Below are 18,163 nucleotides of genomic sequence, written 5' to 3'. Positions count from 1 at the left end.
TAGTTTGCTAACTATCAATATGGCATTGGAGAGGTTTTTCCGTCAAGTTTTGAAACAAATTCATGCCTGTTAGCGTTTTTTGGCTCGCTCATAGACTTCACTACGTTCACGTTTCCCGACCGCTACGACAGAAACGACTACGCGATCATCGATAACCTCGTAGACCAATCGGTAACCCGAAGACTTAAGTTTGATTTTGTAGCAATCAGGCATGCCATGAAGTGCGTCAGCCGGAATTCGAGGCAATTCGAGTCGCTCTGCCAGCTTCTTTTTGAATTGCTCGCGCAACGTATGTCCAAGCTTGTCCCATTCCTTGCGTGCAGATGGCAGGAATTCGAGCTTATAAGTCATCCAGGCTTACCGGGACCGGTGTTTCATGACGACGAGAACGAACGATTTCCGCCAGCGAAAGGTCATCAAGGCGCTCCATCATGGCCTCGAACACATCGGCAGGGACCATATAGCCCATGACTCGATTGTGATTGAGCACCGCGACAGGCCCGCCGTGGGCGCCATTTAAAACGGCAGTCGGGTTTTTCTTTAATTCGGACACACTGACAGCCATGTCGGCCAGAACACTTTGCATAATTAAGACCTCAAATAAGGTCGTAATTCTGGTCTGTTTTTTCCAAGTGAGCAATCTGGCAAACTGCCTCCCATCAGATTTCCTATGCTCCCCGCCCCTTCCTCAACATCACATCCAGCTGATCCACCACCTCCGCCCAATCGGCATCCTCCAGAATATCGTCGCGCAGAAAATCCGCCTGGCTCTGGGTCCAGAAGAACGCATCCGCCAGGTGCAGTTCCGGTTTGAGCGGCGAATGGGTGGCGATGAATTTATCGATGCTTTCGGCGTCGTCGGGCAGGCCGAGTTGTTTGAATAGCGATGGGAGGCTGTGGGTCGGGTTTTCCATGGCTGGCTCCTTGGGGAAGGCTTGAATGGGTGACCGCTGCGCGGTCAATCGCGGGCAAGCCCGCTCCCACAGGTTCAGTGTTGATCACAAATCTGCGGCTCAAATCAATCACTGTGGGAGCGAGGCTTGCCCGCGATTGACGGCGGCACTGGCGTCGCGAAACTCAATGACTCAACTCCCGCACCTCGGCATGCGGCACCATTTTCAGGAACTGCGGCATGTCCATGTGCAGCAGGTTGATGTGATTGCCGGCTTCCAGATAGATGTCTTTTTGCCGGGTCAGCAGCGGATCGATGACCACGTCCAGCCCATAAGCCTCACCCAGAGCAGGCACGGCGCCGCGTTCGCAGTCATCGAACAGGTGCGGCAGATTGCTTTCCCGGGAGACCTGCCATTCGCCGCTGCTGCGGACTTTGCTCAGGTCCAGGTGGCGACTGGCGGGCAACACGGCCATCAGGTAATGGCCGTGGTGGTCGTCGAGGATGACCGACTTGGCCACCCGCTCGGCAGGAATGCCCGCGACTCGCGCCGTTTCCAGGCTACTGGCCGAGTGAGGGTGGGTGACGATCTCATATTCGCATTGCGCCTTTTCCAGGCTTCTCTGCACGGTTCTTGCCATACGCATGATGCACCTCGGTGTCCGCAACAACGTCTGGCGGACGATGGTTGACGCTTTTCCACGTAGTGAAAGTCTAGGCCCGCCGGGCCAATCCGGTGGGAAATCCGCCCATTGGACACGTCGACATCTGAACAAAATTCATACAACCAAACGGTCAACTAAACTGTATACAGAACCGCCCACGACTCTCCCGGAGGGTGACGTGAACACGCGCTGTTGCACCGTTGCACTGCTATTGGCGTTGAGCGCATCGGCCTTCGCCGCAGACACTGTCGGGCTACCGGCGACCAATCCCGCCGGCGTCTGGTTGATCACCTTCGGCCTCGCGTTCCTGATCGCCGAGGCGGCCCTGCCCAATTACGGCGTGATTGGCCTGGGTGGAATCGTGATGTTCGTGATCGGTGCGCTGATCCTGACCAATGCCGAACTGCCCGCTCCGTTGATGATTGTGTTGGGCCTGATCAGTGCACTGCTGCTGGCGTTCCTGCTGATCCGCGCCCTGAAGACCCGCCCGCGCCACACCATCAGCGGCGATGCCGTGCTGGTCGGCAGTGTGACCCCGATCACGTCATTGCAGGCCGACGATGCCTGCCACGGCTGGGTGCATTTACAGGGCGAATGCTGGCAAGTATCGAGCGCCAAGCCCCTGCAGATCGGGCAAAAGGTACGCGTGGTGTCGCGCAAGGGATTAATGCTGAAAGTGGCCGCGACTGACGCGGTGCCGGCGGGAGAATAGTCATGGGTCTGCAATTGGGTTTTGCCGCGCTGCTGTTACTGCTGATCGCGCTGGCCGGTTCGACCTTCCGCATCCTGCGTGAATACGAACGCGGGGTGGTGTTCCAGCTCGGACGCTTCTGGCAGGTCAAAGGCCCGGGCCTGATTCTGTTGATTCCGGTGGTTCAGCAAATGGTTCGCGTCGACTTGCGCACCGTGGTGCTCGACGTCCCGCCGCAAGACGTGATCACCCGCGACAACGTCTCGGTCAAGGTCAATGCCGTGCTGTACTTCCGCGTGCTCGACCCACAGAAGGCGATTATCCAGGTCGAGGACTTCCTGATGGCCACCAGCCAGTTGGCGCAAACCACCTTGCGCGCGGTGCTGGGCAAGCACGAACTCGACGAGCTGCTGGCCGAGCGCGAACGGCTGAATCTCGATATCCAGCAAGTGCTCGACGCCCAGACCGATGCATGGGGCATCAAAGTGGCCAATGTCGAAATCAAGCACGTGGACCTCAATGAATCGATGATTCGCGCCATTGCCAAACAGGCCGAAGCGGAGCGTGAGCGCCGGGCCAAGGTGATCCACGCCGAAGGCGAATTGCAGGCCTCGGAAAAACTCATGCAGGCCGCTGAAATGCTCGGCCGCCAGCCGGGGGCCATGCAACTGCGCTACATGCAGACGCTCAGCTCGATCGCCGGCGACAAGAGTTCGACCATCGTCTTCCCACTGCCGATCGAGCTGCTCAAGGGCATGGCGGACCTGTCGTCGAAATCTTGAGCACCGTCACTCACCCGCCATGACAAACAACCGTGCCCGAGTGTTCCCGGCAGCGGTCTCGGCGACTTTCTGCCAACCGCCGGGCAGCGGGGCGAATTCGTCGGGTTGATCCGCCGTGCTGATCAACCACACGCGACCGGTTCCCCTGGGCAGTTGACTGAGCTGGTCGAGGTAGATCCTTGGCGCATCACCGTTGACCAGCGTGCCAAAGCCATAATCATTCGGGCGGCTGGATGTTCCGTTGGCCAGGGGCGGGGTGTAGAGCAGCGGTTCCGTGTCGGTGCGGTTGTAGTAGACGTAGCTCATGTACCAGAGCATGTCGCTGATAACGATTCGGTCACCGGCCACGTAGTGCTGGTTGACGAACTCGACCATTACACTGGTCTGGTCATTCACATCCACCGTGGCATTGGTTTTCAGCCCGACCAGCTCGGCGCCGACAAAGAGCACCAGCAACCCGAGCGCCAATACCCGAAAGCCGCCCAGCAAGCGGTCGATGGCCAGCGCCATGATCAGCGGCAGACCCAACGCATAGGCGTTCAAATAACGCTCGATGAACACCGGCGAAATAAACGAAACCCCATAAACCAGCAACAACGGCAGCACGGTGTAGAGCGCCAGCAGCGCACTCCAGCGATAGCGGCTGCGATCACGCCAGACCGTCAGCAGGATCACGCTCAGCAACAGCACTGGCATCGCGACGAACAGGAGCCGGGGCAAGTTATCCCCATCGTCCTGGATCAGAAAATCCCAGACCATCGACGGCAGGGAGCTGAGGGTGACCGGCGACTCCCAACCCACGTCGCCGCTGGCCTTGAGCTCCTCCATGTGCCGGGTCAAATCGACCAGGCCAGGGATCCACGGAGCAAACAGCACCACAATGGCCACATTGCTCAGCCACCAGGCCGGGCGAGTGATGTAATGGGAGGGTTGGTCCGGGTTCAGGCGCAGCACCAGCAAGTACGCCCAATGGACGAGCACACAGAGCGCGGTGAAATAGTGGGTGTAGAACGCGGTGGCCATCAGCAACGCGTAGATCACCAATGCATGGGTGTGGCGAGGCTGCTTGACCCAATGCACCAGCGCAATGGTGGCGCCGAGCAGCCACACCCCCAGCCACGAATACATCCGCACTTCCTGGCTGTAGCGCACCGCCGTGGGCAGGAGCGCCAGCATCAACCCGGCCAGCAATGCCGCGCGCGGATTGGCGATCAGGCGGACCAGCCACATGCCCAGCATGACCGACACTACACCCGGCAGCGCACTCAAACTGCGTATCGAAAAAATGCCATCGCCAAACAGCCCGATCCAGCCGTGCAGCATCATGAAATACATCGGCGGATGGACGTCATGGGCGGCATGGGCCCAGATGCCGTCCAGGGTGTAGCGGCTCATCAACAGGCTGGAACCTTCATCGCCCCAAATCGCGGCATCGGTCAGGCCATATAACCGGGTCACGATAGCCAGCACCAGGATCAACAAACCGCCGCCATACCAAAGCATTCGCTGCCTCGAGTCGGACACTGCCAAATTCTCGGGCGCTGGCCGGGATTTGACCAACCGCTCTTTTCTTTGCGCCTCCACTACCACTCTGTTCACCTGCACTGCCGAAACGTTCCGCTCACTTTAGGCTAATGTCAGTCGCCACAGCCAGCGGATACACCGACGCTACCGGCCATCCCTTCCATATACCGCTGTCGCGTCGTCCGCAGGGCGATCTGATTCTGACGAACGGCTTCGGCCAGGCTGTCGATACCGGGTTCGCTCCGGCCAAGCAGGGTGTGAGCCGCCAAGACCTAGCAGTTCTGATAGTTCTCAATCGTGAGCGCGGCGAGTAGAACTAAACGCCAAGATGTCCCTGGCGGAATTCGCTGTATGACTCAAGCAAAAACCATTCGGCAACGCGTGATACTGCTGGCGACCAACAGCAGCCAATCGATCATTGGCGAAAGCGTCGAAGGCAAGATCAACACCATCGGCTATACCGCCTACGGCGAACAGTCTGCGCAGCAGGAAGTCGCGACGGCGCTGGGTTTCAACGGCCAATTGCGCGAAGCCAGATTCGGCTGGTACTTGCCGGGCAACGGCTACCGCGCCTACAACACGCGATTGATGCGCTTTCACAGTCCGGACAGTTGGAGTCCGTTTGGTGGGGGTGGGTTGAATGCGTATATGTATTGCGTGGGGGATCCGGTGAATCGGGTGGATCCGACGGGGCACTGGGGAGTGATTTCTTTACTTTCCGCCACTAGAGAGCTAGGGGCTATCGGTTACCTGGCTTCATCAGTAGGAACGGGATTGAATATTGGTTCTTTATTGTTCAATCGCGGACGAGCTACCCTCGCAAATGGTTTAGGCACACTATCCGGTGTGACGGGGGTGGCTGCAGGACTTTCAAGCATGTTTGATATTGCTCCTCAGGCATCTCAATTACTTGCCACTACAAGTTTGGTATCCGGTGCGGCCTCGACTTATCTTGGCTATCGGTCCATGCGCGCAAACTTCACACACCTAGGGTGGTACGAAGCTCCATTCAGCAGACCGCCAGGCAGCCCTCCTGCTTACTTCGAGCTTTATCCACAGACTGGCGCTTCAACTGTCAAGCCACTAAGCCCCCCCGTCTATCCCCTAAATCGCTCAACTCTGCTACCTGCAGGTGATGTATTACCAGTTTACTCAAGGCAAGACCCGAATTTGTTCGAAAGGCCGTCGCCGAAAACCGACAATCACAGGATGCTTTCATCGTTTCCCCAACCAATAGGAGTTAATGGGGCGCCACCACCCAGGCATCAGGTTCGAGTACGCAGAGAAGCTTTGGATCGGATGGACGGCCTCCCTCCTGCGCAGGCAATACGACAACGGAGATAAGGGCCAAAATAGTGACTAATACACTTACCGCACCATCCCCCACCGCTTCACCGTCACCCGCTCCAGCGAATCAAACACCAAATTCTCCACCAGCAGCCCAATCAAAATCACCACCGCCAACCCGGCAAACACCTTGTCGGTGTACAGCTCATTGCGATTCTGAAAGATGTACCAGCCCAATCCGCCCTTGCCGCTGGTGGCACCAAACACCAGTTCGGCGGCGATCAGCGTGCGCCAGGCAAACGCCCAGCCGATTTTCAGCCCGGCGAGGATCGACGGCAGCGCGGCGGGAATGAGGATGAACAGGACGAAGCGCATGCCCTTGAGACCGTAATTGCGCCCGGCCATGCGCAGGGTTTCCGAGACGCCGAGAAACCCGGCGTAGGTGTTCAGCGCCAAGGCCCAGAGCACCGAATGCACCAGCACGAAAATCAGGCTGTTCTGCCCCAGCCCGAACCACAGCAGCGCCAGCGGCAGCAGTGCAATCGCCGGCAGCGGGTTGAACATCGAGGTCAGGGTGCTGAGCAGGTCACGACCGAACTGGGTCGACACCGCCAGGGTGGTCAGGGCGAACGCCAGGACGATGCCGATCAGGTACCCCTTGACCAGCACCACCAGCGAAATCCACACCTTGCCCAACAACTCGCCACTGAGCAGGCCGTCATACAGCGCATGGCTGGTTTGCAGAAAACCCGGCAACAGCAAATCGTTGTTCTGATATCGGGCGACGGCTTCCCACAGGACGGCGAGCAGAATCAGGATCAGGCTTTTGCGCAACCAGCCCTGTTGCCACAGGCGCTGGCCCAGCGGTAACTCTCGCTCCAGCGGCACACTGGTCAGCGGTTGCAGGACGATTTCGAACTCTTCACGCGGGGATGATAAATGGCTCATCGGGCCCTCCTCTCAACTGGCTCAATACGCGATGCGGATGTCGGCGAAATCCAGCGCGCGCTCGGTTTCCGGCGACTGACCTTCATCAAACAACAATCGATGGATACGCCGCGCCGACTCTTGGAACGCAACGCCGCCAAGGCTGTGCAAATCGTATTGATGGCTGTGGACTTCCGCGCGCACCCGCCCCGGATGCGGCGACAACAGCAGGATCCGGTTGCCCACCACCAGCGCCTCTTCGATGGAGTGAGTGACGAACAACAGCGTGAAGCGCACCTCCTCCCAGAGCAGCAGCAACTCTTCCTGCATCTTGCGTCGGGTCAGCGCGTCGAGGGCGGCGAAGGGTTCGTCCATCAGGAGGATTTTCGGCTGCATGGCCAACGCCCGGGCAATGGCGACCCGCGCCTTCATGCCGCCCGACAGGGTATGCGGATAGGCATCGGCAAACGCCGCCAGACCGACCTTCTCCAGGTAGTGCAGCGCCCGCTCTTCGGCCTCTTTGCGCTTGAGGGTTTTGGAGGCCAGCAGCGGAAACATCACGTTCTGTTTGACGGTTTTCCACGGCGGCAGTTGATCGAATTCCTGGAACACCACGATCCGGTCCGGCCCCGGCGCATCGACGCGCTGGCCTTGCAACCGGATCTCGCCTTCGACGGGCTGGATGAATCCGGCGGCGGCCTTGAGCAAGGTCGACTTGCCGCAACCGGACGGGCCGAGCAGGACAAAGCGGTCCGCCGGATCGATTTCGAAGCTCACCTGGTGGGTCGCTCGCACCACCCGTTGCGGCGTGCGGTATTCGAGGCTGACCTTGTCGACCGACAGCAGCGCCTGGGCTGCCGCGGCCGGTTTGCTGACCGTGTGGCCTTGCAAAGGGGCGTTCATGTCGGTCAGCTCCCTTGCAGCGGTTTGGCGTCCTGGAAAAAGTAATCCTTCCATGAATCCGGTTTGTTTTTGATCGCCCCCACGCGGTAGAGGAACTCGGCCAGCGGGTAGGTATTTTTCGGCGTGACGCTGAATTCGAACTGCGGGTTGTCGATGATTTTCAACAATGCCGCACGGTCGATCTTGGCCTTGGTGACGCGGATGTAAGTGTCCGCCGCCGCGCCTTTGTCGTTCTGCGCGAATTGCGCGGCTTCGGTCAACGCTTCAACAAAGGCTTTGTAGGTTTTCGGGTTCTCATTGCGGAACTTCTCGGTGGCGAACAGTACCGTCGGCGAGTTCGGGCCGAGCACGTCATAGGAGTTGAGCACGACGTGGACGTTCGGGTTTTCCAGCGCCTGATCCTGGAACGGCGGGTTGGAGAAGTGTCCGGTCAATTCGGTGCCACCGGCGATCAGCGCTGCCGTGGCGTCGGGGTGCGGCACGGCGATGGTGTACTTGTCGAGGCGATTGAATTCCTTGTCACCCCACTGCTTGGCGGCCGCGTATTGCAGGAAGCGCGACTGCACCGACACGCCCACGGCCGGCACCGCGATGCGGTCCTTCTCGGTGAAGTCGGCGATGGTCTTGACCTTCGGATTGTTGCTCACCAGGTAGTACGGAAAGTTGCCCAGCGAGGCCACCGCCTTGACGTTTTGCTTGCCGTGGGTGCGGTCCCAGATCGTCAGCAATGGGCCGACCCCGGCACCGGCAATGTCGATGGAACCGGAGAGCAACGCATCGTTGACCGCCGCACCGCCGGAGAGCTGGGTCCAGTCGACCTTGATGTCGATGCCTTCCTGCTTGCCGTACTTCTCGATCAGGTTCTGGTCGCGCACGACGTTGAGCAACAGATAAACGATGCCGAACTGTTCGGCGATGCGGATCTCACCTTCGGCATGGGCCACGGTCGGTGCCACCAGGCTACCGGCGATCAGGCTGAAACCCAGGCCGATGGCTGCGGCCAGCGGGGCCAATGAAAGACGTTTGGACATGATCAGATCTCCGACAAATCAGAAGGGCGCGTCGCCCTGGATGGTGGTGCGATACAGCTTGCGGCGCAGATGGCTTGGGCATCCGGCGGCGAGGTGGATCAGCGAACGGTTGTCCCAGAACACCAGGTCATGGGCCTGCCATTGATGGCGGTAGATGTTTTGCGGCAACACGCTATGGGCATAGAGCTCGTCGAGCAGCTGCTTGCTCTCGTCTTCGGGCAAACCAACGATGCGGGTGGTGAAGCCTTCACTGACGAACAGCGCCTTGCGGCCGTTTTCCGGATGGGTACGCACGACGGGGTGAATCACTTCGGCGACCTGGGCCAGTTGCTCCGGGGTCAGGGTCGGGCGCCAGTTGCCTTCGAATTTGGTCTCGCTGTAGCGCGCCGTATAGGAGTGCGCGGCCGAGCGACCTTCGACCGCCTTGCGCAGCGCTTCGGGCAGGTTGTCCCAGGCTTTGTGCATGTCGGCGAACAGCGTGTCGCCGCCTTCCGACGGCAGCTCCTGGGCATGCAGCATCGAGCCCAGGCTTGGCAGGTCTTTATAGGACAGGTCGGAGTGCCAGAACTTGCCGGCGTCGCCGAGGCCGATGTTCTGGCCGTTCTCGACGATGTTGGAAACGATGAGGATTTCCGGGTGACCAGCGAGCAGGAATTGTTTGAGCACATGGATCTGCAACACGCCAAAACGGCGGCTGAAATCGATTTGCTGCCGGGGAGTAATGCGCTGGTCGCGGAACACCACCACGTGATGATCCAGGTGCGCGCGGTGGATGCGGGCGAAGTCCTGATCGTTGACCGGGCGGGACAGATCGAGGCCGATGATTTCGGCACCCACCGCACCGCTGAACGGGCGGATTTCAAAAAATTGTGGCGCGATGCTTGGCGATGCGGATGTTGCAGACATAAATCACTCCCACGCACGGCACGCTCAAGGGCGCGCGCGTCGATCAGAAACACACGGATGTCGTGTTGGTTCGTGTCGTGCGGCGCGCCGATTGGTCGGCAGGTACGCAGGGGAGTGACTTTATAGATATAAGAAGACTAATTTAAATACCGTTAAAGAATAACGATATGGCTTTTGCAGTACTCTGTTTTGGCGCCGTCTTCGCTGGCAAGCCAGCGAAGACGGCCATCAAGCCCCAGCCAGGGACTAGCGCTCGTGCAACGCCTCAGCGCGCGCCCGGATGATCGGCTTGAGCAGATAGCTGAGGATAGTCTTCTTGCCGGTGATGATGTCCACCGAAGCCACCATCCCTGGAATGATCAGCAGAGGTTTTTCGTCGGTGCCAAGGTGACTGCGTTCTGTGCGCAGCTTGATTATGTAGTAGGTGGTTTTCTTGTCTTCATCCGTGATTGTGTCGGCACCAATCTGTTCCAGCTTGGCCTTCAGACCACCGTAGATTGTGTAGTCATAGGCGGTGAACTTCACTGTCGCTTCCTGCCCCGGGTGCAGGAAAGCGATGTCCTGCGGGCGGATTTTCGCCTCGACCAGCAAGGTGTCGTCCAGCGGCACGATTTCCACCAGGTCGCTGCCAGGCTGGATAACCCCGCCAATGGTGTTGACCAGCAACTTGTTGACGATCCCCCGTACTGGCGACGTGACCAGCGTGCGGCTGACCCGGTCTTCCAGCGCCTTGCCGGTGGCTTGGGCCTTGTTCAGGTCGGTGCGCGCTTCATTGAGCTGGGTCAGGGCTTCGCTGCGGAACTTGCCGCGGGTCTCGTCGATCTTGCGCTGAACTTCCTTGATCGCCGATTCGGCTCGCGGGATCGCCAGTGTTGTGGCGTCGAGCTGGCCACGGGTCTCGGCTTCGGCACGCTTGAGACGCAGGACTTCCACCGGCGATACCGCCCCCTGAGCCACCAAGGGCTCGGACATGCTGATTTCTTGGCGCTGGAAGCCCAACTGCTGGCGATACTGCGCCTGTTTGGAGGTAAATTCGCGCAGCTCTTGCTGGCGCTGGATCAACTGCTCCTGCAAGCCGCCAATCTCATCGTGCAACTGCTGGCGGCGGCTGATATAGAGCGATTCTTCGCTCTTGGCCTGACCCGGCACGGCCTTGAGCACATCCTCCGGGAAGTTCAGCGGGCGATCATCGACCTCGGCGCTCAAGCGTTCAACCCGAAGCAACATCGACAACCGATCGGCTTCGGTTTCACCGACATTCGATGCAAATCGCGTGTCGTCCAGGCGGATCAGCGGAGCGCCGGCCTCGACAATCTGGCCTTCCTTGACGAACAGCTCGGAAACGATACCGCCCTCAAGGTTCTGGATTTTCTGGATCTTCGACGATGGAATCGCCTTGCCGTCGCCCTTGGTCACTTCATCGATGACCGCGAAGTTGGCCCAAAACACCAGGAACACGAAGAAAGCGATGATCGCCCAGATCGTCAGCCGCACCACCCGCGGCGCATCCTCGATCAGCGCCTTGTTGACCTCCGGCAGCGGCTGGCCCTGCAGCGAAGCGGAGCCTTTGAAGTAGCGGCGGATCGAATCCTTACCCGACTTAAGCAACACTGATCTGCCCCTTCTTCAACGCTTCCATCACCGCGGCTTTCGGGCCGTCTGCGAGTATCTGCCCGCGATCGATCACGATCAGTCGATCCACCAGCGACAACAGCGATGCCCGGTGCGTCACCAGCACCATGGTCTTGTTCTCGATCACAGCGGCCATGCGCTGCTTGAGGCGCTCTTCGCCGGTGTTGTCCATGGCGCTGGTCGGTTCGTCGAGCAGCAGGATCGGCGGGTTGAGCAACAAGGCACGGGCCAGGGCGACGTTTTGTCGTTGGCCGCCGGAGAGGTTCTGCCCGCGCTCCCCGACCTGCAGCTCATAGCCCTTGGGATGCAGGCGCGCATATTCGTGGACGCCAGCCAGCTCGGCGGCTTGCAGCACCAGTTCGTCCTCGACGTACCGTGCGCCGGACACCAGGTTGTCGCGTAACGTACCGGCGAGTAATTGAATGTCCTGCGGTACGTAGCCGATGTTATAGCGCAGTTCGCTGACGTCGATCTGACGGATATCCACACCATCGACCAGTAACGCGCCGTCATCCGGCTGATACAACCCCACCAACAGTTTCGCCAGTGAACTCTTGCCCGAGCCGCTTCGCCCAATGATGCCGATTTTCTCACCGGGACGAATCGCCAGGTTGATGTTCTTCAGTGCCTGGTTCTGTTGCCCGGGATAGGTGAAGTTGAGCTGGCGGCACTCAATAGCGCCCTGCAACACCTTGCGGCTGAGCGGGCGCTCTTCGAAGTTGCGCTCCTGGGGCAGCTCCATCATCAGGTCGACCGAGGTCATGGTCACCCGCGCCTGCTGGTAACGGGTCAACAGCCCGGACAGCGACGCCAGCGGGCTGAGCGCACGGCCACTGAGCATGTAGCAGGCAATCAGGCCGCCCATGCTCAAGTGACCGTCGATGATCTGGTAGACGCCGAAGACGATCATGATCACCCCAGCCAGTTGCTGGATCAGCAAGGTGATGTTCATCGCCAGGCCGGATAGCATCTTCACCCGCAGCTCAAGGCGGCTGAGGGTACCGATGGTCTGCTCCCACTGATACTGGCGCTCGCTTTCGGCGTTGTTGACCTTCACCGCATCGAGGCCGGCCAGGGTTTCGATCAGGCTCGACTGACGCTCGGCGCCCAGCGCCATGGTCCGCTCCATGGTCGCCACCAGGGGTTTTTGCAAGGCATAACCGATGGCCAGGGCAATCGGGAAGGCCAGCACCGGAATCCACACCAGGTGCCCGCCGATGATCGCGATGACGACGAAAATCAGGATCGTGAACGGCAAGTCGATCAGGCTGGTGAGGGTCAGCGAGGCCAGGAAGTCGCGCAGGCTCTGAAACTCGTGGATGTTCTGGGCAAAGCTGCCGACCCGCGCTGGGCGGTATTTCATGGCCATGCCGACGATGCGCTCGAACAGCGTGGCCGAAATGATCAGGTCGGTTTTTTTGCCGGCCAGGTCCAGGCACAGACTGCGCAGGCTTTTAAGGATCAGGTCGAAGAGGTAGGCGCCCGTGATGCCAAGTGCCAGCACCCACAGCGTCGCCTCGGCCTGGTTCGGCACGACGCGGTCGTAGACGTTCATCACGAACAACGGCGCGGCCATGGCAATGATGTTGATCAGGAAACTCGCGGCGATGGCGTCGGCGTACAACCAGCGTGAACGCTTGAGAGTGTCGCGGAACCATGAACGCGCTCGCGGTATCAGCGTGCCGTGATTGACGTCGAACTTGTGCTGCGGCTGGGCGAAAAAGACTTTGCCGGTGTAGTCATCGGCCAGCAGCTCACGACTGACCAGGGACTCACCGCCATCGCTTTCACTGAGCAGCACCCGCACCTGATCTTCGCCTTGCCAACCGAGCAGGACCGCACTGCGACCGCCCTTGAGCAGCAGCAAGGCCGGCATGGCAATCGCCGGAATATCCTCCAGCTTGCGTTGCAGCACCCGACCTTGTAGCCCGGCGCGAGCTGCCGCACGTGGCAACAGGTCGACACTCAAGCGCTGCTCGGGCAGTGGCAGGCCAGTGGTCAGCATCGCCGCGCTGGCAGGCTTTTGATGCAGCATGCAAAGGGCGAGCAGACCATCCAGTAACGGATCGTCATGCAACGCGCGCGGATCATGAATGAGTTGAACCCGACTGACTTCTGATTCCACGCTCGGCACTCTTGACTAACAATTGAACAATGAAGGTCGTGCTCAATTCAAACCGGGCAATTGGACCTTGGGCTTCACGTCGTTCTGCACAACGGATGCCAAAGGTGCGACCACTCCCTGGCTCCTGAGCAACTCGCCCATGGTCGCCTTGATTCGGTACTGAGTAAATAACTGAATGTTCTTGATCTCCACCAGACGGCGCGAAGAGGTGAACAATTCGTTTTCACTGTCGAGCAAATCGAGCAAGGAACGCTCGCCGAGGGTGAACTGACGCTGGTAAGCCGTACGCACCGCGGCGCTGTGGTCGACGTATTGCTGGGCGATCGGGACCTGCGCGTTGGCATTGTTGAGGGCGTTCCAGGCCAGGCCCAGCTCTTCATTCAATTGGCGCAGGGCGTTGTTGCGAATGTCCAGCGCCTGGTTCGACAGGTAAGACTTGGATTCCAGGTCGGCCTTGTTGCTGCCGCCCGAATACAGGTTGAAGCGCATGCGCAGCATGGCTTGCCATTCATTGTTGTGGCCGTTCTGGCCATCAATATCGTTATCGGCGGTGCGACCCAACTCGGCATCGAAACGTGGGTAGAACGTCGACTTGGCCGTGTCGTACTGTTTCTCGGCAGCGGCAATATCGGATTCGGCCGAGCGCAGGATCGGGCTGTTTTCCAGCATCTGCGCACGTGCCTCATTCAGGTTGGCCGGCATCAGCGCCAGGAAACTCGCGGGGCGCTCCAGTTGATCGGGCATCTGGCCAACAGCGGCAAGGTAGTTGGTTTCGGCGTCAGCCAGATTGGTCTGCTCGGTGATCAGGTTGTTGCGCGCCTGGGCCATGCGGGCCTCGGCCTGATCGAGGTCGGCGCCACTGCCAACGCCGCGCTGGGTGCGCAGCTGAATCTGGTCGTAAATGCGTTGGTGGCTCTTTAGGTTGTCCTCGGCCAGACGCACGAACTCGCGGCGAGTCAGCACGTCGAGATAGACCTGGGCCACGGTCAGCCCGGTACGCTCCGAAGTACTCAGCAGCGAGTAGGCTCGGGAGTTGACGGTGGCTTGTTGACGCCCCACTTCGCTGGACGTCGCAAAACCGTCAAAGACCATTTGGGTCAGGCGCAAACTTGACTCACTGCGATTCAAGGTTTCCCAGTGATTGTTGCTGCCGCCCGTGCGTGTAGTCACGCTATCGGTGCCTTCACGACCATAACCGCCCAGCAGGTCGACCCGTGGCAGGTATCCACCTTGCGCTGCCTTTAGCTGATAATCCGCTGCCAATCGACTGTTGACGCCTGCCTGGACTTCCGGATGAACATCCAGCGCTTGTTGCATGGCTTCTTGTAAGGATTGCGCCTGGGCGAAAGACGCGGCGAGAGCGAAAGGTAGAGCCATGAACAAAGGCGAACGCATTGTAGGAATTTCCCAGAACTTCTTGTCTTGAATCACGGCTGAACAGCGCGCCGTGTCGGAAGATGGCAAGCGAAATGACCGTATGTCGGAAAGCTCAAAAGCGGGAACTGGATCACATACCGAGGACAGGTCACAGCGTAAATATCAATGTGACATTACTGGGGCGATTGTTTAGGATGCCCCCCAGAAGGTCAATAGTTTGGCATAAAGTTAATAGCGAAAAATTCTAGCCAAAATATTGACGATCAACCGCGTCAAATTTGTGCATCTAATTTGCAATGTACGTCCAGATTGATCGGTGCAGACGCCATCAGGTCTATGGAAGTCAACTGAACGTGACACCCCGGAGAGTCTTCAATGAGCAGTGTTGTTGCCATCGTCAAAAGCATTGTCGGTCAAGTTTTCGTGGTGTCCCCAGAGGGCGTCCGCCGTGTTCTCGTGGAAGGCGACAAGCTGTTTGCCGGTGACCAGATCGACACTGGCCTTTCCGGTGCCGTGTCGCTGGAACTGGCCGATGGCCGCACCGTCGATCTGGGCCGGGACACCCAGTGGAACGCTGATGCCCCGGACTCCAGCACTGACCTTGCAGCCGCCACCGCACAGGCTGCGCCGTCCGTTGAAGAGCTGCAGCAAGCCATCGCCGCTGGCGCCGACCCGACCAAAGACCTTGAAGCCACTGCTGCCGGCCCGGCTGCCGCAGGTTCAGGTGGTGCCGCCGGTGGTGGTCACAGCTTCGTGATGCTCGATGCAACGGCTGGGCGCGTCGACCCGACCATCGGTTTCCCAACCAACGGTCCTGATGCCGCTGCGGCCCCCGTTACGCTCAATACCGGCAACCAGAACGTCACGCCCCTCAACGCTCCGAGCGTACTGACCGCGGATACTGGCACTCTGGCTGAAGACAGCATTGCCACGGGCAATCTCCTGAACAACGACACCGATGCCAACACACCGCTCAGTATCACCGGCTTCACCATTACCGGCGTGGCCGGCAGCTTCAGCGCAGGCCAGACTGCGACGATCGTCGGCGTCGGTTCGCTGACCATTGGTGCCAATGGCAACTACACCTTCACGCCGGACGCCAACTACAACGGTGCTGTGCCACAAATTACGTACACCACCAACACCGGCTCCAGCAGCACCCTGGACCTCACCGTGACGGCGGTCGATGATCCGAGCATCTTGACTGCCGACACCCAAACCATTGCCGAAGACACCCCTGCGACCGGCAACGTACTGAGCAATGACAGCGACATCGACAACCCGCTGAGCGTGGTCACTTTCACCATTGACGGCGTCAATGGCACCTTCACTGCGGGTCAGACCGCGACCATCGCCAATGTCGGTACCTTGGTGATTGCGGCGAATGGGGCTTACACCTTTACTCCGGCCGAGAACTACAACGGCACGGTGCCGACGGTGAGCTACACCGTCGCTGACGGCACAACTTCGACGCTGAACATCAGCGTGACGCCGGTTGATGACAGCTTCACCGATCTCAGTGAAAACGTGAGCACGGCTGAAGAGTCGGCCGTCACCGGTAGCGTTCTCACTGGTACCAACAGCGTTGACGGTCCCGTCAGCGTGGTTAATTTCACAGTGGACGGCACCCAGTACCAGGCCGGCAGCACAGCGACCATCGCCAATGTCGGCACCCTGGTGATCGGTGCCAACGGCGCTTACACCTTCACTCCGGACGCCAATTACAACGGTGCAGTGCCGACCGTCACCTACACCGTCACCGACGGTTCCGGCGCAGACGTTACTTCGACGTTGAATATCAGCGTCACCCCGGTTGATGACAGCTTCACCGACCTCAGCGAAAGCGTAAGCACAACCGAAGACACCGCCATCAGCGGCAGCGTTCTCACCGGCACCAGCAGCGTTGACGGCCCGGTCAGCGTGGTTAATTTCACAGTGGACGGCACCCAATACCAGGCTGGCAGCACGGCCACCATCGCCAACGTCGGCACCCTGGTGATCGGCGCCAACGGTGCCTACACCTTCACCCCGGACGCCAATTACAACGGCAGCGTGCCGACCGTGACCTACACCGTCACTGACGGTTCCGGCTCCGACGTCACCTCGACCCTGAACATCAGCGTGACCCCGGTGGACGACAGCTTCACCGACCTCAGCGAAAGCGTAACCACGGCCGAAGACTCAGCCATCAGCGGCAGCGTGTTGACGGGTACGTCGAGCGTTGACGGTCCCGTCAGCGTGCTCAGCTTCAGCATCGACGGCGTCAATGGCACTTTCACTGCGGGCCAGACCGCCACCATCGCCAACGTCGGCACCCTGGTGATCGGCGCCAACGGCGCCTACACCTTCACCCCGGACGCCAATTACAACGGCAGCGTGCCGACCGTCACCTACACCGTCACCGACGGTTCCGGCTCCGACGTCACCTCGACCCTGAACATCAGCGTGACCCCGGTTGATGACAGCTTCACCGACCTCAGCGAAAGCGTAACCACGGCCGAAGACTCCGCCGTCAGCGGCAGCGTCCTCACCGGCACTTCGAGCGTCGACGGCCCGGTCAGCGTGGTTAATTTCACAGTGGACGGCACCCAGTACCAGGCCGGCAGCACGGCCACCATCGCCAACGTCGGCACCCTGGTGATCGGCGCCAACGGCGCCTACACCTTCACCCCGGACGCCAATTACAACGGCAGCGTGCCGACCGTGACCTACACCGTCACCGACGGTTCCGGTGCGGACGTCACTTCGACCCTGAACATCAGCGTCACCCCAGTGGATGACAGCTTCACCGACCTCAGCGAAAGCGTAACCACGGCCGAAGACTCCGCCGTCAGCGGCAGCGTCCTCACCGGCACTTCGAGCGTCGACGGCCCGGTCAGCGTGGTTAATTTCACAGTGGACGGCACCCAGTACCAGGCCGGCAGCACGGCCACCATCGCCAACGTCGGCACCCTGGTGATCGGCGCCAACGGCGCCTACACCTTCACCCCGGACGCCAATTACAACGGCAGCGTGCCGACCGTGACCTACACCGTCACCGACGGTTCCGGTGCGGACGTCACTTCGACCCTGAACATCAGCGTGACGCCGGTTGATGACAGCTTCACCGATCTCAGTGAAAACGTGAGCACGGCTGAAGAGTCGGCCGTCACCGGTAGCGTTCTCACTGGTACCAACAGCGTTGACGGTCCCGTCAGCGTGGTTAATTTCACAGTGGACGGCACCCAGTACCAGGCCGGCAGCACAGCGACCATCGCCAACGTCGGCACCCTGGTGATCGGCGCCAACGGCGCTTACACCTTCACCCCGGACGCCAATTACAACGGCAGCGTGCCGACCGTGACCTACACCGTCACCGACGGTTCCGGTGCGGACGTCACTTCGACCCTGAACATCAGCGTGACGCCGGTTGATGACAGCT

The 18,163-nt window shown here is 59.8% G+C and carries 16 protein-coding genes; 4 read left to right on the top strand and 12 right to left on the bottom strand.

Translation table 11 applies throughout. The annotated features are described in order from the left end of the window. Nucleotides 1-69 precede the first annotated feature (69 nt). From F7R06_RS10320 to F7R06_RS10305, 4 genes are all read right to left on the bottom strand, one after another. Nucleotides 70-351 carry a type II toxin-antitoxin system RelE family toxin gene (locus tag F7R06_RS10320; RefSeq protein ID WP_090327718.1) on the bottom strand — a complete coding sequence of 94 codons (282 nt, stop codon included), beginning with the start codon at nt 349-351 and terminating at the stop codon, nt 70-72. Further along, complete coding sequence (locus F7R06_RS10315; RefSeq protein WP_090327715.1) at nt 341-586, bottom strand: type II toxin-antitoxin system Phd/YefM family antitoxin; 246 nt, start codon at nt 584-586, stop codon at nt 341-343. The genes F7R06_RS10320 and F7R06_RS10315 overlap by 11 nt, the downstream gene beginning before the upstream one ends. Before the next feature lie 82 nt (nt 587-668). Then, a complete protein-coding gene (locus tag F7R06_RS10310) occupies nt 669-914 on the bottom strand; it encodes a DUF2789 domain-containing protein (RefSeq protein WP_090327712.1) in 246 nt (81 codons plus the stop codon). A 163-nt stretch (nt 915-1,077) separates the two neighbouring features. Further along, nucleotides 1,078-1,539: an aminoacyl-tRNA deacylase gene (locus F7R06_RS10305; RefSeq protein WP_090327709.1), complete on the bottom strand. Its 462-nt coding sequence runs from the start codon at nt 1,537-1,539 to the stop codon at nt 1,078-1,080. 196 nt (nt 1,540-1,735) lie between these two features. On the opposite strand from F7R06_RS10305, the gene F7R06_RS10300 reads away from it, so the two are divergent. Further along, on the top strand, nt 1,736-2,269 hold the full coding sequence (locus F7R06_RS10300) for an NfeD family protein (protein WP_090327707.1): 534 nt from the start codon (nt 1,736-1,738) through the stop codon (nt 2,267-2,269). 2 nt (nt 2,270-2,271) lie between these two features. Next, entirely contained in the window at nt 2,272-3,030 is a 759-nt protein-coding gene (locus F7R06_RS10295; RefSeq protein WP_090327704.1) for a slipin family protein, read from the top strand. 6 nt (nt 3,031-3,036) lie between these two features. On the opposite strand, the gene F7R06_RS10290 is transcribed toward F7R06_RS10295, so the two are convergent. Then, the gene (locus F7R06_RS10290; protein WP_090327702.1) at nt 3,037-4,533 is read right to left on the bottom strand and encodes a glycosyltransferase family 39 protein; all 1,497 of its coding nucleotides are present in this window, start codon (nt 4,531-4,533) and stop codon (nt 3,037-3,039) included. 372 nt (nt 4,534-4,905) lie between these two features. On the opposite strand from F7R06_RS10290, the gene F7R06_RS10285 reads away from it, so the two are divergent. Then, entirely contained in the window at nt 4,906-5,898 is a 993-nt protein-coding gene (locus tag F7R06_RS10285; RefSeq protein WP_090327699.1) for an RHS repeat-associated core domain-containing protein, read from the top strand. A 24-nt stretch (nt 5,899-5,922) separates the two neighbouring features. Here F7R06_RS10285 and F7R06_RS10280 read toward each other — a convergent pair whose 3' ends face one another. The 7 genes from F7R06_RS10280 to F7R06_RS10250 form a co-directional block, all read right to left on the bottom strand. Continuing rightward, complete coding sequence (locus F7R06_RS10280; protein WP_090327696.1) at nt 5,923-6,789, bottom strand: ABC transporter permease; 867 nt, start codon at nt 6,787-6,789, stop codon at nt 5,923-5,925. A gap of 21 nt (nt 6,790-6,810) precedes the next feature. Beyond that, on the bottom strand, nt 6,811-7,671 hold the full coding sequence (locus F7R06_RS10275; RefSeq protein WP_090327694.1) for an ABC transporter ATP-binding protein: 861 nt from the start codon (nt 7,669-7,671) through the stop codon (nt 6,811-6,813). A 5-nt stretch (nt 7,672-7,676) separates the two neighbouring features. Next, complete coding sequence (locus F7R06_RS10270; RefSeq protein WP_090327691.1) at nt 7,677-8,702, bottom strand: ABC transporter substrate-binding protein; 1,026 nt, start codon at nt 8,700-8,702, stop codon at nt 7,677-7,679. An 18-nt stretch (nt 8,703-8,720) separates the two neighbouring features. Further along, a complete protein-coding gene (locus tag F7R06_RS10265; RefSeq protein ID WP_090327689.1) occupies nt 8,721-9,608 on the bottom strand; it encodes a TauD/TfdA dioxygenase family protein in 888 nt (295 codons plus the stop codon). Between the two features lie 246 nt (nt 9,609-9,854). Further along, nucleotides 9,855-11,219: an HlyD family type I secretion periplasmic adaptor subunit gene (locus F7R06_RS10260; protein WP_090327686.1), complete on the bottom strand. Its 1,365-nt coding sequence runs from the start codon at nt 11,217-11,219 to the stop codon at nt 9,855-9,857. Continuing rightward, nucleotides 11,209-13,365, bottom strand: coding sequence for a type I secretion system permease/ATPase (locus F7R06_RS10255; protein WP_090327684.1), 2,157 nt, complete (start codon nt 13,363-13,365; stop codon nt 11,209-11,211). The genes F7R06_RS10260 and F7R06_RS10255 overlap by 11 nt, the downstream gene beginning before the upstream one ends. A 42-nt stretch (nt 13,366-13,407) precedes the next feature. Further along, entirely contained in the window at nt 13,408-14,760 is a 1,353-nt protein-coding gene (locus tag F7R06_RS10250) for a TolC family outer membrane protein (RefSeq protein ID WP_090327679.1), read from the bottom strand. Nucleotides 14,761-15,117: 357 nt separating this feature from the next. Here F7R06_RS10250 and F7R06_RS10245 point away from each other — a divergent pair. Further along, nucleotides 15,118-18,163, top strand: a 3,046-nt coding sequence (locus F7R06_RS10245; protein ID WP_151149668.1) for a retention module-containing protein, incomplete at its 3' end; no start/stop codon positions are given.

This window comes from Pseudomonas moorei, from assembly GCF_008801475.1.
GTDB classification, from domain to species: domain Bacteria; phylum Pseudomonadota; class Gammaproteobacteria; order Pseudomonadales; family Pseudomonadaceae; genus Aquipseudomonas; species Aquipseudomonas moorei.
This window is presented reverse-complemented; position numbering and strand designations above follow the sequence as displayed.

What these genes read in the sequence shown, in the direction of transcription:
- F7R06_RS10320 (WP_090327718.1), bottom strand. Translation starts at nt 351, where the DNA reads ATGACTTATAAGCTCGAATTCCTGCCATCTGCACGCAAGGAATGGGAC.
- F7R06_RS10315 (WP_090327715.1), bottom strand. Translation starts at nt 586, where the DNA reads ATGCAAAGTGTTCTGGCCGACATGGCTGTCAGTGTGTCCGAATTAAAG.
- F7R06_RS10310 (WP_090327712.1), bottom strand. Translation starts at nt 914, where the DNA reads ATGGAAAACCCGACCCACAGCCTCCCATCGCTATTCAAACAACTCGGC.
- F7R06_RS10305 (WP_090327709.1), bottom strand. Translation starts at nt 1,539, where the DNA reads ATGCGTATGGCAAGAACCGTGCAGAGAAGCCTGGAAAAGGCGCAATGC.
- F7R06_RS10295 (WP_090327704.1), top strand. Translation starts at nt 2,272, where the DNA reads ATGGGTCTGCAATTGGGTTTTGCCGCGCTGCTGTTACTGCTGATCGCG.
- F7R06_RS10290 (WP_090327702.1), bottom strand. Translation starts at nt 4,533, where the DNA reads ATGCTTTGGTATGGCGGCGGTTTGTTGATCCTGGTGCTGGCTATCGTG.
- F7R06_RS10285 (WP_090327699.1), top strand. Translation starts at nt 4,906, where the DNA reads ATGACTCAAGCAAAAACCATTCGGCAACGCGTGATACTGCTGGCGACC.
- F7R06_RS10280 (WP_090327696.1), bottom strand. Translation starts at nt 6,789, where the DNA reads ATGAGCCATTTATCATCCCCGCGTGAAGAGTTCGAAATCGTCCTGCAA.
- F7R06_RS10275 (WP_090327694.1), bottom strand. Translation starts at nt 7,671, where the DNA reads ATGAACGCCCCTTTGCAAGGCCACACGGTCAGCAAACCGGCCGCGGCA.
- F7R06_RS10270 (WP_090327691.1), bottom strand. Translation starts at nt 8,702, where the DNA reads ATGTCCAAACGTCTTTCATTGGCCCCGCTGGCCGCAGCCATCGGCCTG.
- F7R06_RS10265 (WP_090327689.1), bottom strand. Translation starts at nt 9,608, where the DNA reads ATGTCTGCAACATCCGCATCGCCAAGCATCGCGCCACAATTTTTTGAA.
- F7R06_RS10250 (WP_090327679.1), bottom strand. Translation starts at nt 14,760, where the DNA reads ATGCGTTCGCCTTTGTTCATGGCTCTACCTTTCGCTCTCGCCGCGTCT.